Source organism: Streptomyces sp. NPDC005004, from assembly GCF_053600675.1.
In genome coordinates, this window is sequence record NZ_JBSGAH010000015.1 from 159,608 (window position 1) to 175,094 (window position 15,487).

Genomic DNA, 15,487 nt, shown 5'->3' on the forward strand with positions numbered 1-15,487 from the left:
CCGGTCACGAACTCGTCGGCGGCCCCGGACGCCTCTGGTTGTACCTCCGCGCCGCCCTGTCGTTCAACGCGCTCCCCGCGGCCCGCGCCGCACGCGCCCACACCGGACCGCGCCGGACGCGCAGCGCGTGCCCCTGCCGCATCGCCCCGCGCGCAGCGGCACCCGCGCCCACCGGTGCCGCGGGCAGCACGCGGGCCGCGAGTCCGCTCGCCCGGGTCGTGAGGTCGGGCGCCACGCCATGCGCGACGGAGGCCAGCCGGGCGGCCGGGGTGAGCACAAGGCGGGGACGGCGGCGCTCGACGGCACGGACGATCCGCCGCGCCGCCCGCTCCGCGTCCATGGACAGCAGGGGCGCGCCCGCGAGGGCGGAGAACCAGGCGTATTCCGCCTCCGCCCGCCCGCCGAACTCCGCCTGGAGATGCGAGCCGGTGCGCATCAGCCCGGGGTGCACGGTGGTCACGCTCACCGCGCTGCCCGCCGTCTCCGCGCGCAACCCCTCACCCAGCGCGCGCACCGCCGCCTTGGCGCACGAGTACGGCACCATGTGCGGCACCGACAGCAGCCCGCCGACCGAGCCGACGAGCCCGAGCCGGCCGCCGACCGGGCTGCGGCGCAGATAGGGAAGGGCGGCCAGGGCGGTGTTCAGGGTGCCCTCGAAGATGGTGGCCGAGGCGTCGCGGAAGGCCCGGTTCCCGGCGGTCTCGGCGGGGGCGACCTGGATGACACCGGCGTTGGCGATCACCACGTCGAGCCCGCCGGACGCCTCGGCCGTACGCCGCACCGCCTCCGCCACCGCCTCCGGGTCCCGTACGTCGCACGGCACGAGCCCCACCCGGCTCCCGGTCCGCTCCCGCATCCAGTGCGCGGCCCGCACCAGTTCGTCGGTGTCCCGGGCGAGCAGGGTCACCCGGCAGCCCCGCCGGACAAGGCACTCGGCCATGAGCAGCCCGAGCCCCCGGGACGAGCCGGTCACCAGCGCCGACAGGCCGTGGGGCATGGTGTGCCGGGGAACCGCCATGTCCTCACCTCTTCCCGCGCCGCACACGCCGGGATCTCCCGGGCACGGCACGCCCGCCGAGTACCCGTACGCCGGGACATCAAGAGGAAGTCAGTCGGCCGGTGGCAGCAGCGTCCCCAGCGGGCCGAGGTCGAGGTTGAGGTCGTCCATGGTGAGCCCGTACCGCGCGCACAGGCCCTTCATCCGGTCGTGCAGGATCATCAGCGTGGCCCCGAGCCGCTCCTCCTGCTCCTCGGTGAGGTCCCCCTGGTCGACGCGGTGCAGCGCCTGCCGTTCCATGAGCTGACGCAGGAGTTCCACCAGGGTGAGGACCAGCCGGACGAGGTCCCGCTCGACGGTGTCGGGGTCGGAGCTGATCCGGCGCGCCGGTGAGCGGTCGCGTCTGTCGGAGGGCGGCAGATCGCCGGGCGCGGCGGGCAGCAGCCGGAAGGCGCGCTCGGCGGCCTCGGCCACCTCCGCGAACCGGTCCTGGGCGGCCTCGGCGGAACGGCTCTCGGCCCGCTCCGCGGAGCGGTCCCTCTCCTCAGCCGCCATGCTCGTCCCCCGGCCCCGCCGGCAGCGCGAACGGCGACGGGCTGGCCTCCCCGATCGACACGATCAGCGCCCGCAACGACACGCGCACCAGGTCGATGTCGGCGATGGACAGCACGACGTCGCCGGTCAGGACGACCCCGCCGCTCAGCAGCCGGTCCAGCAGGTCGATGAGCGCGACCTGCCGCTGCGGCAGCGGCTCGTCCGACGGCGAGGGGACGTGCGTGTTCACGGCGCCGCGCCCGTCGGCGCGCCCTCGTGACCTGTGGCCGGTGTGGCGAAGGAGTACGGCACCCAGGGCCCCGTGACCTCCACCCGGACACCCGGCAGCCCCTCGGCGGCGCGGCCCGCCTCGGCCCGGAACGCCTCGGAGTCCTCGCCGGCCACGAGATAGGCGTCGTTGACGACGTTCTCACCCGCCCCGCCCGCGAGCGCCCCCTGCTGCACGCGGTGCCGGGCCCGTTCGACGGCGTAGCGCCGCCCGGCCTCCTCGACCGCGGCGGCGGCCTGCTGCGCGGCCCGGTGGACGCTGTCGCGGTGGGTCTGCTGCCGCCTGCGTCCGCGCAGGTAGGAGCGGCCGGGGGTCAGCCCCGCCGCGGACCCGGCGTCGGGTTCCGGCGCGGCCGACGCGGGGTCGGCGTAGATCTTCACGCCCCACTCGACGTGTCCGGCCAGCCGGTCGAGCCGGGCCGCGAACAGCTCCCGCCCCTCGTCCAGCACGTCCCGCGCCCGCGCGTCGTCCAGGTACACGGTCGCGAGGCGCAGGGGCAGTACGGTCGTCCGGGCGCCCAGGGTCTCGATCACCTGGTGGTGGGCGCGGGCGACGGCCTCCAGCCAGTCCAGGTCCTCCAGATGCCGGGCGAGGGCGTCCTCGCGGAAGTCCTCGGCGGGGACCTGTCCGGTCACGAGCAGCAGCGTGTCGTCGCGGGCGGAGGGCAGCAGCCGGACCGGGGCTCCGGCCACGCCGTCGAGCGCCGCGGCGGCCGCGTCCAGGCCGTCGGCGGCGCGGGCGACGGCGTACGCGTAGGTGAGGAGGTCACTCATCGCGGGTCCGTCGACGGGTGCGCGCGGTACGCGGCCGCTCGGTGCGCGCACGTCCCGTACGCGAGCGTTCAGTACCCGAGCGTTCCGTACGCGGACGTGTCCTCCTGGTACGTGGTTTCTCCTCGGGTTCGGCCGGCTCGTCGACCTCTTCCGGCTCTTCTTCCTCCAGCTCCACTTCTTCCGGCTCCTCTTCCTCCAGCTCCTCTTCTTCGGGCTCCTCTTCTTCCGGTTCTTCGATGTCGGCCAGTTCCTCCTCTTCCTCGGCCTCTTCGTCGTCGGCCGGTTCGTCGCTCTCGACCAGTTCACCGACCTCTACGGCCTCTCCCGGCTCGGCGAGCTCCCGTTCCTGCCGCAGCGTCTCGATCTCCTCGCGCAGCCGCTGGTTCTCCTCGGCGAGCGACCGCTGCCCCTCGCCGCGGCTGCGCGAGGACAGCGCGGGATCGTGCTCCCACCAGTCGATGCCCATCTCCTTCGCCTTGTCGACGGAGGCGACGAGCAGCCGGAGTTTGATGGTGAGCAGCTCGATGTCGAGCAGGTTGATCTGGATGTCGCCCGCGATGACGATGCCCTTGTCGAGCACCCGCTCCAGGATGTCGGCGAGGTTGGCGGAGGAGCCCTGTCCGTACGGCGGCGCCGCCCGCGAGGGGGTGGAGCCGAGCCGGCTGGCCATGGGTTCGGTCACGGTGATGCCTCGTGTTCCGTCGGTGCCGGGTGCGTGCCGGGTGCCGGGTCAGGTCTGTCCGCCCTGTCGGCGGGCCCGGATCTCCTCCAGCCGGTCGAGCAGTTCGTCCTCGCGCCGGTCGAAGGTCTCCTCGTCGATCTCCCCGGCGACCAGCCGCCGTTCCAGTTCGGCGAGTTCACGCTTGACGGGGGCCGGGTCGTAGTACTCGTTCTCGGCCGCCTCCAGGACGCGCTGCATCACCCAGCCGACGCCGCGCACCGGTGCGAGCGGCAGGGTCACGAGCTGTGTGAAGAGACCCATGGGACTGTCCTCAGACGAAGCTGTAGGGAGGAAGTGGGCCGTGCAGGCGCAGGTCGAGGTCGTCGCCCAGTTGGTGCGCGACGCTCAACTCGGTGGTCAGGAAGGGCTCTTCCTGATCTTCGGGCACCAGGAAGGACACGCTGAGGAAGTCCTCGCCGGTCGGCTGGGTGGAGTCCACGTCCCGTGCGAACGGGCGCAGCGCCTCGACCACTCCGGTGGCCAGCGCCTCCTGCCGGGCCTGCACCTCCCGTGCGACCATCTCGCCCAGGCGCACGGGCGCGCCCGCATCTGCGGTACCGGCGCGGATCGCGTCGTTCAGCTCCCGTGCGGCGCTGGACTCCTCAAGGATCTGCCGCAGCAGGCTGTCCTCGTCCTGCCTGGCCTTCAGGTGGTACTCGGCGCATCCTTCGAGTGCCCGGAGCCGCTCGGTGTACTCGTCGGCGCGCTCCTCCAGGGCGGCCCGTACGGCGTCGTCGTCCTCCGCGACGAGCCCGAAGCGCAGCGGCAGGATGGTGCCATCGGCCATGAGCCGTTCCTGCACCTCCTGGTGCGCGCCGATGTCGCGGCGCTTGGGGCGCAGGTTGTCGGGCGCGTCGCTGACGACGGCGCTCAGCTCGCCCGCGGTCACCGCGCGCAGGCCGGACGGGTTCTCGCCGACGCCGCGCAGACCGTCGAGACGCAGCGGGTGCTGTTTTCCGGTGACGGAGTAGATGTATACGGCCATGGCTCATTCCTTCTCGCGGGCCGAACTCCGCTCCCGCCGGGAGGACCGCCGGGCCGGACGCCGCTTCCTCTCCACGGGCTCCTCCTCTTCCTCCTCTTCCTGGTCACCGCCGGTCGCGCCCTTGAGCGAGTCGGTGACCGCCTCGACGGCGCCGGTGATGGCGCCCTTGGACTTGCCCTGGGCGCCGCTCTCCATCGAGTCGCCGACGATGTCGGTGAGCTGGGCGGGAGCCTTCCGGCCGGATTCGAGGTCGAGCCGGTTGCACGCCTCCGCGAACCGCAGATACGTGTCGACGCTGGCCACGACGACGCGGGCGTCGATCTTCAGGATCTCGATCCCGACCAGGGACACCCGCACGAACACGTCGATGACGAGCCCTCGGTCGAGGATGAGCTCCAGGACGTCGTAGAGGCTTCCGCTCCCGCCGCCGCCCTGGGCGACCGGTCCTCCGCCTTGTGGCACCAGGCTCATGGCGCCTCTCCCTTCACCGGCCGCCCGGGCGCCTCGCCTCAGCCTCGCCGGTCGATCTGTCCTCGGGTGTAGCGACGGGTCCTCTCGTACGCCACGAGATCGCCCTCCTTGTCGAGGGTGACCCGGTAGGTGGCCATCACGCTGGTGGTCTCGGGGACTCGCTCCAGTTCGAGTACCTCGACATCGGCTTCCCACCCGTCTTCGGTGGGTTTCAATGCGGAGACCGATTCGGGGGACCGCCCGAGCAGCTCGCTCAGCTGCTCGGCCGCGGTGCGCATGGCCCACGCGGCGTTGCCCTTGCGGGTGCCGCGGCTGCCGTCTGCGCGGCGCTTGGCGGGTTCTTCTGCTGCGGCCATGGTCTCTCCGGTGATCGGATCTCTCCGCTGGTTCGGAGCGGGCGCCAGAATCCACGCGCGAACATACAATTTCATCATAACGGCGTATATGCCGCATGAAGGTTCGCCGGTGCCGCATCAGCGCATCGCGGTGGACGGGGGTGGGGCGTGTGCGTATCCGTCTGCGCCGTTCGCTGTCCGTCTGTACATCTACGTCTGTAGTCCACGTCTCATGATCGCGGGCTGGGCCCGGGGCTGTCGCCGGGAGAGCGGGCACCCGTCCTGCCGCTCGTGGAGGGACCGTTTCATGAACGACACGACCAAAGTCGCTCTCGCCGCTGCCGTCGCGGGTGGCTACGTACTGGGGCGCACCAAGAAGGCGCGGCTCGCCTTCGGCCTGGCGACGTATCTCGCCGGGCGGCGCTTCGGACTCAACCCCCAGCAGTTGCTGAGCGAAGGGCTGGGACGCCTGGGTGAGGTGCCGGGCGTCTCCGAGCTGAACGAGCAGGTGCGCGGGGAGCTGCTGAGCGCGGGCCGCAAGGCCCTGGCCGCCACCGCCGACCGCAGGCTGGCCGACCTCGCCGAATCCCTGCACGAGCGCACGCGGCGCATCGGGGAGAAGGACGAGGAAGAGGAGGAAGAGGAGTACGACGAGGAGGAGCCCGGCGAGGAAGAGCCGGAAGAGGAGGTCGAGGAGGCGGAGTTCGAGGAGGAGGAGGAGGAGGAGGAGCCCGAGGAGCCCGAGGACGAGGAGGAGGAACCCGGGGAGGAGGAAGAAGAAGAGGAGGAGGAACCGGAGGAGCCCGAGGCCGAGGAAGAGGAGCCCGGCGAGGAGGAAGAGGAGGAAGAAGAAGAGGAAGAGGAGCCGGAACCGCCGCGTCGGCGCCGTCCGCCCGAGAAGAAGCAGGCCGCGCCGTCCCGCAAGGCGGCCCCAGCCAAGAAGACACCTGCCAAGAAGACACCCGCCGCGAAGAAGACTCCGGCGAAGAAGGCACCGGCCAAGAAGACGGCGCAGAAGCAGGCGGCGAAGAAGTCCGCGCCCGCCGCGAAGAAGCAGCCCCCGAAGAAGGCGGCGGCCAAGAAGGCGCCCGCCAAGAAGGCACCGGCGAAGAAGGCACCCGCGAAGAAGAGCGCGGCGAAGAAGACGGCCGCCAAGAAGACAGCCGGGCGGGGGAGGTAAGCCATGGCTGGCAAGGACAGCGTCAAGGACAAGGCGCCCGGCTCCGGCCTGGACATGCTGCGCGACGAACTCGTCGACTACCTCGGCGCACAGGCGGAGCACCTGGTCGAGAAGGCCGGCGACCGGATGTCCGGCCTGACGGAGCAACTGCTCGACACCGCCGACAACGGCGGCTTCCTCACCGGCGTCGGCAGCCGCGTCCTCGGGGGTCAGTCCCCACTGAAGGCGATCGTCAGCGAGAAGGCCGGGAACATCAAGGACAACCTGGTCGGCAAGGCGAAGGACGTCTTCGGCAAGGGCAAGGGCAAAGGCGGCGCGGGGACCACCAAGGTCACGAACATCATCGAGGTCCTCGATGTGGGCGTGCCGATCCGCAAGGCGTACGACCACTGGACGCAGTACGACAAGTTCAGCGGCTTCACCAAGGGCGTCCGCAACGTCAACCGGCACGACGAGATCGGCAGCGACTGGAAGGCCAAGGTCGGTCCCTCGACCCGCGGCTGGAAGGCCACCGTGAAGGAGCAGATCCCCGACGACCGCATCGTCTGGACCTCCGAGGGCGCCAAGGGCACCACCAACGGCTGCGTCAGCTTCCACGAACTCGCGCCCAACCTGACCCGCATCGTCCTGGTGGTCGAGTACTACCCCTCCGGCTTCTTCGAGAAGACCGGCAACCTCTGGCGCGCCCAAGGCCGCCGCCTGCGCCTGGACTTCAAGCACTTCCAGCGCTACGTGACCCTCACCAAGGACGACGTCGAAGGCTGGCGCGGCGAAATCCGCGACGGCGAGGTGGTCCGCACCCACGAGGAAGCGATGGAGGAGGAAGAGCAGGAAGAGCAGGAAGAACAGGAGGAGCCGGAAGAGGGCGAGGAAGAAGAGGGCTACGAGGACGAGGAGTCCCCGGACGAAGACGAGGACGAGGACGACGGCGAATACGAGGATGAGGACGAGGAGTTCGAGGACGAGGAGGATGAGGAGGACGAGGAGGAGTGAACGCTAGGGGCGCCACTTCTGGCGGTAGTCAGGGTGCTCGGCGTCACGACTGCGCGAGCACCTTGAGCGCCCCTTCCGGCAGGCACGGGTCGCCGTAGGCGGCGAGCAGCGCGCGCCAGGCCGCTTCGACTGAACTCGTCCTCCGACTCCCCCTCGATTGCTGGTCAATGAGACATCGCCGCCGTGAGGCGTTCCAGCGACGCCCGGCCCGGAGGGCCCCAGCTCGGCTTGCCTCCGGGGCGGCCCTCGTCGCCCGCGTGGCCGATGTGGAGGCCGGCCAGGGCGCGCAGCACCGCCCAGCCCCGGGCGCGGCGGAGGGTCGCGGGGTCGGGGGTGGGGCGGTACGCCGCGTGGAAGAGGTCGACGGCGCTGTCCGGCAGGAGGATCCACGCGGCGGCGAGGTCGAAGGCCGGGTCGCCGGCGAAGAGGTCGCCGAAGTCGATGACGCCGCAGAAGGTGCCGTCGGCGGTGAGGACGTTGGCGGGGTGGAGGTCACCGTGGAGCCAGAGACGGGGGCCGGTCCAGGCGGGCGCGGCGGCGGCGTCCTCCCACACGTCCCGGACGGCGTCCGGGTCGGGGACCAGACCGAGGTCGGCGGCGGAGGCGAGCGCCCGGGTGAGATGTTCGGCGCTGTCGGCCAGTACGCCACCCCGGTCGCGGCCGGAGGGGGCGTCGTCGGGGGCGGGGCGGTGGAGTGCGGTCAGGAAGGCGGCCAGGGTGGTCGCCGCTTCCGTGGGGTGCGTCGCGGGGGCACGGTCGGCGGGCTCGCCCGGCACCCAGGTGGTGACGAGCCAGGGACGCGGAAACCGCTCCGAGGGCTCACCGAGCCGCTGCGGGACGGGAATCGGCAGCGGAAGGTGTGGCGCGAGCCCCGGCAGCAGGGCGTGTTCCTTGCGCAGCAGCGCGTCCGCGGAGTCCGTCGCCCACGGCATCCGGACCGCGAGGTCGTCGCCGAGCCGCCACACCTGGTTGTCCCAGCCCAGTGCCCCGAGCTTCAGGGGGCGGTCCGCGAGATCGGGGTACTGCTCGCGCAGCAAATCCCGGATCAGGTCCTCGGTGATGTCCGTCTGGGCAGCCGTCATGCGGAGCAACGGTAGCGGGACGGCGACCGATCCGGTCAGTGCGTCGCGAGTGAGGCGAGGAAGCCGTCGAGCATCGCGGTCTGGACGTCCTCCGGGAACCGGCCGGGGTCGAAGAGCGCCTGCACGACGAGACCATGGGTGAACGCGACGGCCGCGGCGGCGAGTTGGTCCGGGTCGGCGTCGGCTGTGAGTTCTCCCGCGTCACGGGCGACCGAGAGGTGCGGGCTCAGGGTCGCGCGCAACCGCGTGTAGCGGTCGGCCTGTTCGGCGGCGAGGGCGTCGTCGGCCAGGGACAGGTCCCAGGAGCTGACCCAGATGCGGTTGCGGGCGGTGTCGTCGGGGGTCAGCGGCAGGATGTCGAGGAGCATGGCCCGGACGGTGGCGAGGCCGGGGGCGGGGTGCTCGCGGCGCGGCCGCCCTGCCGTGTTGCTCTCCAGCAGGCTCAGGGCGTGCGCGATCAGGGCGCGCTTGGCCGGGAAGTAGTGCATGAGCATCCCGGTGGAGACGCCCATCGCGGCGGCGACGGCGCGCAGGGTCAGCCCGCCGAACCCCTTCTCGGCGAGCACCTGCCACACGGCACGGCTCACGTCCTCACGGCGGGATGCATGGTCGACAGGCGCGGGCGGCATACTGCTACCTTACGTACCGAACGCTTGTTACGTACCCGGAGGTGCCCGTGTTCGCCCTGCCGCTCACCGACGACGCCCAGCTCCGCCCGCTGGAGCCCTGGCAGGCCCAGGAGTTCCTGGAGCACATCGACCGCGCCCGGCCCACGGTGGACCCGTGGATACCGTGGGCGACCTTCAGCACGGACCTCGAAACCGCCACCGCCACGCTCCAGCGGTACGCCGACCGCCAGGCCGGGGACTCCGGCCGGATCTACGGCATCTGGCTGGAGGGCACCCTGGTCGGCGGTGTCATGTTCACCCACTTCGACAGCGCCTCCGGGGTGTGCGAGATCGGCTGCTGGCTGGAGGCCGCGGGCGAGGGGCGCGGCCTGGTGAACCGGGCCTGCCGGATCCTGATCGACTGGGCCTTCCGCGAGCGCGGGATGCACCGCGTCGAGTGGATGGCCGCCTCGGGCAACACGCGCAGCACCGAGGCCGCGCGCCGCCTCGGCCTGACCCGCGAGGGCGTGCTGCGGCAGCGCTATCCGTACCGCGGGGTGCGGCTCGACAAGGAGGTATGGTCGGTCCTCGCCGAGGAGTGGCCCGCCGTCGCGGCCGGAACATCCGGAGAACGAGAGGAAGCCGCCCGTGCATGAGCGAGTGGAACGCGTCCGCGCGGTCCTGCGCGCCTACGGCAGCACCGCCGACGTGGTCGAACTTCCGGCCCCCGCGCCGACGGCGGCGACCGCGGCCGCCCAACTCGGCTGCCCGGTGGGCGCCATCGCCAACAGCCTGGTCTTCACCGCCGACGGCGCACCCCTGCTCGTCCTCACCAGCGGCGCCCACCGCGTGGACACCCGTCTCCTGGCCCGCCTCCTCGGCGTGGGCCGGAAGAAGATCCGCCACGCCGATCCCGCGTACGTCCTCACCGTGACCGGCCAGGAAGTGGGCGGCGTGGCCCCGGTGGGTCACCCCGCCCCCGTACGGACGCTGATCGACACCACGCTGGCCGAGTACGACCACGTGTGGGCGAGCGCCGGTCTGGCGCACACGGTGTTCCGTACATCGTTCAGGGAACTGGTGGGCCTGACGGGCGGTGAGCCCGCCGTGGTCGCGGACGAACGGAACGCGTCGGCCTGATCGTTCAGGCGGCGCGGGCCACCTCGACGTCCCGGTCGGAGCGGAGGTCGCGTACGCCCGGGACGAGGGCGGTACCGGCGCAGACGACGGCGACCAGGACGGCCGAGGCGGCGAACGGCACGCGGGCGCCCCAGAGGCGCAGGGCGAGGGGGGCGAGGAACACGCCGAGCGGCTGTGCGGCGAGCGATACCAGCCAGTCGTAGGAGGCGACCCGGGCGAGCACGTGTGGCGGGATGGCGGTCTGGACGGTGGTCTGCCAGGTGGGGCTGAGGAAGCCGAGGCCCGCCATGGCGATGCCGTAACCGCCAACCAGCATAGGGAGAGGGGCACTTGTGGCGAAGAGGGCCAGCGGCAGGGCGTAGGTCGCCAGGACGAGGTTGCCGGCGAGGACCGGACGCCGGGGACGGGCACGCCCGGCCAGCAGTGACCCGGCGAGCATACCGATGCCGCCCGCCTGGGTCAGGGCGATCCAGGCGCCCTGACCGCCGAGCCGGGTGACCGCGACGAGCGGGCCGAGGGTGAGCAGGACGTTGGCCGCGAAGTTCCAGGCGGCGTGGGCGAGGAGGCTGGTCCAGTACCAGTCCCGCGCCGTCACCTCGGCCCAGCCCTCGACCAGCCCGGCGCGGAGGGGGCGGCGGGCGGGCGCCGGCCCCGCCTTCGGGCGCAGCCGGACGAACGGCATGAGAGCCGCGCTGACGGCGAACGCGGCGGAGTCGAGCACGAAGACCCAGCCGATGCCGACCGCCCAGATCAGCAGGCCGGCGAGGGCGGGACCGCCGAGCAGGGCGACGCTCTTGGCCACGCCCATCAGGGAGTTGGCCTTCTGCCGCGCCGGGCCGGAGACCGGGGCCACCCGGGTGAGCAGCGGAGAGAGGTTGGCGAGGCTGACGGCCGAGGCCGCGCCCGCCACCGCCTGGGCCGTGGCGATCACCGTGATCGAGGCGTGCCCGGTGAGGAGTTGAAGGGCCACGACCGCCTGGGTGAGCACACGGGTCGCGTCGGCGCCGAGGGCGACCCGGCGTGGGTCGCCGTGGTCCGCCGGCACCCCGGCCACGGGCAGCAGAAGCAGCCGGGTACCGAGCGCGCACCCGAGCACGACCGCGAGAGCGGTCGCCGACCCGGTGAGCCGTACGACGGCGAGACTCAGGGCAGTCGGCACCAGGGCGTCACTGAGCGTGGACAGTGTGCGGCCGGCGAAGAGCAGGCGGAAGTCCCGGAGACGTAAGGGGTGCGTCACGCCCGCATAGTATGCGGGCGTGATCAAGGAGGAGGCGCCGCCGGAGGTCCCCCGGAGACCAGGCACCGCCACACTCCCCGACCGATCAATCCGGCTCCCGAGGTGAAGAGTTGAGCACACAGGCCCCCGGCGTCGACCACGAACTCGTCCAGGCCGCCACGCACATCGCCCGCACCCGCACCCATGGCGACAACCACACCGTCGCCGCCGCGGGCCGCGCCCCGGACGGCCGGATCGTCACCGCGGTCAACGCCTACCACTTCACCGGCGGCCCCTGCGCCGAACTCGTCCTGATCGGCACGGCCGCCGCCCAGGGCATCCACACCCTGGACACCATCGTCGCGGTGGGCGACCGCGACCGAGGCGTCATTCCCCCCTGCGGCCGCTGCCGCCAGGTCCTCCTCGACTACTTCCCCGCCTCCCACGTCATCCTCGGCCCCACCGACCATCTCCACACTCTCCCGATCACCGCCCTGCTCCCCGAGAGCTACGTCTGGTCGGACCACCAACTCGACTCCGACTGACGCCCGGAGCCGTTGCCGCGAGCGCCCCGCTTGGCGCACCGAGCCTGCCCGAGGCGGGACTGGCGGGCGCCGAGGTGTACGCCCGCCTCAGGTCCCGCCCCGTTTCAGGCTCCCTGGCGCGCCGGTTCGGCGGTGCGGGCGCGGGAGGCGGCGATCTCAGCGTACGCCTGCTCGCGCCCCTCCCAGTGGGAGCCCTCGACGGACTTGCCGGGCTCCAGGTCCTTGTAGACCTCGAAGAAGTGGGTGATCTCCATCCGGTCGAAGCCGGGGATGTCGTCGATGTCCTGCACATCCGCGTAGCGCGGGTCGTGCGCGGGGACGCAGAGGATCTTCTCGTCGGGACCGTGCTCGTCCCGCATGACGAACATGCCGACCGCCCGGCACTCCACGACACAGCCGGGGAACGTCGGGTCGCCGGTCAGCACGAGCGCGTCCAGCGGGTCGCCGTCACCGCCGAGGGTGCCGTCGATGTAGCCGTAGTCGGCCGGGTACTGCGTGGAGGTGAACAGCATCCTGTCGAGGCGGATGCGGTGCAGTTCGTGATCCATCTCGTACTTGTTGCGCGACCCCTGGGGGATCTCCACGATCACGTCGAGTTCCATCGGCTCCTCCTGGTGGCGGGACTGGTGACAGGGCTGGTGACGGGGGTGCCGGCCGGCACGTGCGCGCGGCCGGGCGCGACGACGGGCTGCGCGCCAGGTCGGGGTCCCCGATCGCCTACCTCCCCGCCGGCCACGTCGACACCGTGCCCGGCGCGCTCCGCCGGGCGAACGTACCCGCTCACTCCTCCCCCGCACCGTGAGCCGCTGAACCTCGCCGGACGGCCACCGGGATGTACCGCACCCCGCCGAGTGCGGTCCGGCAATCCGCCGGAATCGACCCGTCGGACCCCCTCCACGGTTGCCCCTCACCCCCGCGCGGGAAGAATGGTGGTGCCGGGGGCGATGGGGCTCGCCCTGTGACCGCGCGGCCGACCGTGCCACGGCCGTGCTGATGGCCTCTGCGTGGATGGTGTGCGCATCACGGGAGGTGGCTGCGATGGAGTTCCTGGTCACGGTGGACGCGACGATCGGCTCGCCGTTCGCCCCGCCCGACGGCTCGGACGGGTACGACCTCGTGAGCGCGGGCTCGACCCGGGTGACCGGGTATCCGGTCGGCTCGGGACGGATCGGCGACACCCTCACCGGGCAGGGCGGTACGGTCCCCGTCCTGCTGCTCATGGAGGAACCCGCGCTGCCGGACCGTACCGTACGGGCCCGGCCCGTGGCCCTGCTGCACGCGCTGGTGGACGGCCGCCCGGAGACCCGCGTGCTGTGCGTGCCCGCGCACGACGCGAACTTCGCCTCCCTCGCCGATGTGAGCACCCTGCGCACCTGGCACGCCGACGAGGACACCCTCGCGACCGTGCTGCGCCGCTTCGACCGCTCCCACCGCTGGCGCGTCATGGACTTCGAGGGGGCCACGGCGGCGGAGGAGTTCCTGACGGAGGCGCGGCTGGCGTACGAGCGGCTGACGGGGTGCGTGGAGTGAGAGCCCGCCGACCCGTCGCCCGTAGCCCCTGGGCGCCTCGCGTGATGTGCGGCCACGACCCGGACCCACGTCCCCCGTACCGGCGGTAGGTTCAACCGCCTCGGGGCGCGCATGAGATACGCGCGCCGGTCGGCGCAGTCGGCGACGAAGACCGCGAACGCGGCGGTCGTGAGCGCGGCCGACGTCACCCGAACCGCCTTTCTGGGTCACCCAGTCGGCCCGTCATCGCGAGCTGGGTCCGTTCTCGCGCGATGGAAGCGGCGATGAGGCTCGCCCTTGACGCACTCCCGTGCCGATGGCCTCTGCCGAACGGCGACGGACAGCGGCGCACCCGCTGCCGAGGACATGGCGCCAAAGACCGACGAGGGCAGGGCGGCAGCAGCCGGGCCCGCCGGACCACCGCACGCCTCCAACCCGGCCCGCCGAACCGCCGGAGGCCAACACGCTGAGGTTTCCGAACCCCGAGCGACAAAGGTTACAAAGGAGACACAAGGAGAGGGAGTGCGATGAAGCGGGACGACGACCCACCACAGCCGGAAGCCGAGTCCGACGCGTCCGCTCCGGCGGCCTCGGCGGCGCGGCTGCGTCTGCTGGCCGAGGCGAGCCGCGCGCTGGCGTCCAGCCTGGACGCCGGAGAGGCGCTGCGCCGGCTCGCCCGGGTGGTGGTGCCCAACCTGGCCGACGCCTGTGTGATCGACGTGATCGAGGGCGACGGCCTGCGCCGGCTGACGGTCACGGACCGTGACCCGGAGCGGGCGGTACGGGTCCTGCCGGGCGCGTCCCTGCCCGCGCCGGGCGAGTCGGCGGCCGTGCTGGCCAAGGTGCTGCGCGGCGCGGGTCCCCTGGTGATCGACGCCTTCTCCACGGCGGAGCCGGAGGACCCGCTGAACGCAGCGCAGTGGCGGCTGTACCGGAGCCTGGGCGCGGAGACCGCGCTGATCGTGCCGCTGCGCGCCCGGCGGCAGGCGCTCGGCGCGCTGACTCTCGTCCGGCGCGCTCCGGCGACCCCCTTCGACGAGCAGGAACAGGCGCTGGCCGCCGACCTCGGACACCGGGCGGGCCTCGCGCTGGACAACGCCCGGCTCTACGCGCTCCAGCAGCACACCGCCGAGCAGTTGCAGCTCTCCCTGCTGCCGGACCTGTCCGGCGTCGGGGACGTCCAGTTGGCCGCGCGCTATGTGGCCGCGCGGGAGCGGGCAGAGGTGGGCGGCGACTGGTACGACGCGTTCCGGCTGCCCGACGGCTCGCTGATCCTGGCCATCGGTGACGTGGTCGGCCACGATCTGACCGCCGCCGTCCGCATGGGGCAGTTGCGCAACATGCTGCGCGCCCTCGCCTACGACAGCGGGGACGACCCGGCGGGCACGATGGGCCGCCTCGACCGGGTGATGCAGGGCCTGACCGCCGTCGAACTCGTCACGGCGGTCATCGCCCGGGTGGAGACGCCCCCGGACGCGCCCTGGCGGCTGCACTGGACGAACGCCGGGCATCTGCCGCCCCTGCTGGTCTGCCCCGACGGCCGCGGCGACCTCCTGGAGGAGGGGCACGCCCCCGTCCTCGGTGTGGACCCCGACCTCGACCGCGACACCGCGCACCTCGTCCTGCCGCCCGGCTGCACGTTCCTCCTCTACACCGACGGGCTCGTGGAACGCCCCGGCGAGGACATCGGACGCGGTCTGACCCGGCTGCGCCAGTACGCGACGGCGTTCGCGAGCGAGCCGCTGGAGGTCTTCCTCGACGAGCTGCTCGCCCGGATGGGTGACGACCGACAGGACGACATCGCCGTCCTGGCCATGCGAGTTCCCCCAGGTTCGCCCGGCTGACCGACCGCCGCCGCGCGGGGCGGCTCACCTCGCCGTTCCTCGTCACGGAACGCGCTCTCGCACTCTCGTCCAACTCCTCCAGCCCGTAGGTGATTTGCCGGAACGGATCCACCGGGCGGCCGGCACGGGCACCTCAAGCAGACGCCAGGCGACCTGCCGCCTGCCGCGCGCGACACGCACGGCACCCGAACGCTGATCCACCCGTGAAGCCCTCGGGCCATAGCACCGCACACATATGTAACCCGCACATATGCGACTCGCACAT

Annotated in this window: 20 protein-coding genes; 7 read left to right on the plus strand and 13 right to left on the minus strand. The window is 72.4% G+C overall.

Going from position 1 to position 15,487, the window contains the following annotated elements:
• Positions 1 to 4 precede the first annotated feature (4 nt).
• The 9 genes from ACWEEU_RS22255 to ACWEEU_RS22295 all read right to left on the minus strand — a co-directional run bounded on the left by ACWEEU_RS22255 (position 5) and on the right by ACWEEU_RS22295 (position 5,126).
• A complete protein-coding gene (locus ACWEEU_RS22255; protein WP_451734474.1) occupies positions 5 to 1,018 on the minus strand; it encodes an SDR family NAD(P)-dependent oxidoreductase in 1,014 nt (337 codons plus the stop codon).
• Positions 1,019 to 1,108: 90 nt separating this feature from the next.
• On the minus strand, positions 1,109 to 1,552 hold the full coding sequence (locus tag ACWEEU_RS22260) for a gas vesicle protein K (RefSeq protein WP_451734476.1): 444 nt from the start codon (positions 1,550 to 1,552) through the stop codon (positions 1,109 to 1,111).
• Positions 1,542 to 1,781 (minus strand): gas vesicle protein, encoded by a 240-nt coding sequence (locus ACWEEU_RS22265; RefSeq protein WP_385740677.1) that lies wholly within the window; start codon positions 1,779 to 1,781, stop codon positions 1,542 to 1,544. The genes ACWEEU_RS22260 and ACWEEU_RS22265 overlap by 11 nt, the downstream gene beginning before the upstream one ends.
• Positions 1,778 to 2,593: a GvpL/GvpF family gas vesicle protein gene (locus ACWEEU_RS22270; protein WP_451734478.1), complete on the minus strand. Its 816-nt coding sequence runs from the start codon at positions 2,591 to 2,593 to the stop codon at positions 1,778 to 1,780. The genes ACWEEU_RS22265 and ACWEEU_RS22270 overlap by 4 nt, the downstream gene beginning before the upstream one ends.
• Positions 2,586 to 3,275 (minus strand): gas vesicle protein, encoded by a 690-nt coding sequence (locus ACWEEU_RS22275; RefSeq protein WP_451734480.1) that lies wholly within the window; start codon positions 3,273 to 3,275, stop codon positions 2,586 to 2,588. Before ACWEEU_RS22275 ends, ACWEEU_RS22270 begins: the two co-directional genes overlap by 8 nt.
• Before the next feature lie 48 nt (positions 3,276 to 3,323).
• Positions 3,324 to 3,575 carry a gas vesicle protein GvpG gene (locus ACWEEU_RS22280; RefSeq protein WP_385740671.1) on the minus strand — a complete coding sequence of 84 codons (252 nt, stop codon included), beginning with the start codon at positions 3,573 to 3,575 and terminating at the stop codon, positions 3,324 to 3,326.
• Positions 3,576 to 3,585: 10 nt separating this feature from the next.
• Complete coding sequence (locus tag ACWEEU_RS22285; RefSeq protein ID WP_385740668.1) at positions 3,586 to 4,299, minus strand: GvpL/GvpF family gas vesicle protein; 714 nt, start codon at positions 4,297 to 4,299, stop codon at positions 3,586 to 3,588.
• A 3-nt stretch (positions 4,300 to 4,302) separates the two neighbouring features.
• Positions 4,303 to 4,770 carry a gas vesicle structural protein GvpA gene (locus ACWEEU_RS22290; protein ID WP_451734482.1) on the minus strand — a complete coding sequence of 156 codons (468 nt, stop codon included), beginning with the start codon at positions 4,768 to 4,770 and terminating at the stop codon, positions 4,303 to 4,305.
• A gap of 38 nt (positions 4,771 to 4,808) precedes the next feature.
• Positions 4,809 to 5,126, minus strand: coding sequence for a gas vesicle protein GvpO (locus ACWEEU_RS22295; protein WP_451734483.1), 318 nt, complete (start codon positions 5,124 to 5,126; stop codon positions 4,809 to 4,811).
• A gap of 286 nt (positions 5,127 to 5,412) precedes the next feature.
• Here ACWEEU_RS22295 and ACWEEU_RS22300 point away from each other — a divergent pair, with 286 nt between their 5' ends.
• Complete coding sequence (locus ACWEEU_RS22300; protein ID WP_451734485.1) at positions 5,413 to 6,285, plus strand: histone protein; 873 nt, start codon at positions 5,413 to 5,415, stop codon at positions 6,283 to 6,285.
• Positions 6,286 to 6,288: 3 nt separating this feature from the next.
• On the plus strand, positions 6,289 to 7,278 hold the full coding sequence (locus ACWEEU_RS22305) for an SRPBCC family protein (protein WP_385740656.1): 990 nt from the start codon (positions 6,289 to 6,291) through the stop codon (positions 7,276 to 7,278).
• 164 nt (positions 7,279 to 7,442) lie between these two features.
• On the opposite strand, the gene ACWEEU_RS22310 is transcribed toward ACWEEU_RS22305, so the two are convergent.
• Positions 7,443 to 8,360 (minus strand): aminoglycoside phosphotransferase family protein, encoded by a 918-nt coding sequence (locus ACWEEU_RS22310; RefSeq protein ID WP_451734487.1) that lies wholly within the window; start codon positions 8,358 to 8,360, stop codon positions 7,443 to 7,445.
• Between the two features lie 35 nt (positions 8,361 to 8,395).
• Complete coding sequence (locus tag ACWEEU_RS22315) at positions 8,396 to 8,989, minus strand: TetR/AcrR family transcriptional regulator (RefSeq protein ID WP_385740650.1); 594 nt, start codon at positions 8,987 to 8,989, stop codon at positions 8,396 to 8,398.
• 41 nt (positions 8,990 to 9,030) lie between these two features.
• Here ACWEEU_RS22315 and ACWEEU_RS22320 point away from each other — a divergent pair, with 41 nt between their 5' ends.
• Both ACWEEU_RS22320 and ACWEEU_RS22325 read left to right on the plus strand, forming a co-directional pair.
• Positions 9,031 to 9,624, plus strand: coding sequence for a GNAT family N-acetyltransferase (locus ACWEEU_RS22320; RefSeq protein WP_385740647.1), 594 nt, complete (start codon positions 9,031 to 9,033; stop codon positions 9,622 to 9,624).
• Positions 9,617 to 10,108: a YbaK/EbsC family protein gene (locus ACWEEU_RS22325; protein WP_451734490.1), complete on the plus strand. Its 492-nt coding sequence runs from the start codon at positions 9,617 to 9,619 to the stop codon at positions 10,106 to 10,108. Before ACWEEU_RS22320 ends, ACWEEU_RS22325 begins: the two co-directional genes overlap by 8 nt.
• A 4-nt stretch (positions 10,109 to 10,112) precedes the next feature.
• Here the strand turns inward: ACWEEU_RS22325 and ACWEEU_RS22330 are convergent, their stop codons facing one another.
• Entirely contained in the window at positions 10,113 to 11,345 is a 1,233-nt protein-coding gene (locus tag ACWEEU_RS22330) for an MFS transporter (protein ID WP_451734492.1), read from the minus strand.
• Between the two features lie 110 nt (positions 11,346 to 11,455).
• Between ACWEEU_RS22330 and ACWEEU_RS22335 the strand changes: the two genes are divergently transcribed.
• Positions 11,456 to 11,869 (plus strand): cytidine deaminase family protein, encoded by a 414-nt coding sequence (locus ACWEEU_RS22335; RefSeq protein ID WP_451734494.1) that lies wholly within the window; start codon positions 11,456 to 11,458, stop codon positions 11,867 to 11,869.
• Positions 11,870 to 11,973: 104 nt separating this feature from the next.
• Here the strand turns inward: ACWEEU_RS22335 and ACWEEU_RS22340 are convergent, their stop codons facing one another.
• On the minus strand, positions 11,974 to 12,471 hold the full coding sequence (locus ACWEEU_RS22340) for an inorganic diphosphatase (RefSeq protein ID WP_451734496.1): 498 nt from the start codon (positions 12,469 to 12,471) through the stop codon (positions 11,974 to 11,976).
• A 436-nt stretch (positions 12,472 to 12,907) separates the two neighbouring features.
• On the opposite strand from ACWEEU_RS22340, the gene ACWEEU_RS22345 reads away from it, so the two are divergent.
• Positions 12,908 to 13,399: an inorganic diphosphatase gene (locus ACWEEU_RS22345; protein ID WP_385740632.1), complete on the plus strand. Its 492-nt coding sequence runs from the start codon at positions 12,908 to 12,910 to the stop codon at positions 13,397 to 13,399.
• Between the two features lie 506 nt (positions 13,400 to 13,905).
• Positions 13,906 to 15,222, plus strand: coding sequence for a PP2C family protein-serine/threonine phosphatase (locus ACWEEU_RS22350; RefSeq protein ID WP_451734498.1), 1,317 nt, complete (start codon positions 13,906 to 13,908; stop codon positions 15,220 to 15,222).
• Positions 15,223 to 15,487: the final 265 nt, after the last annotated feature.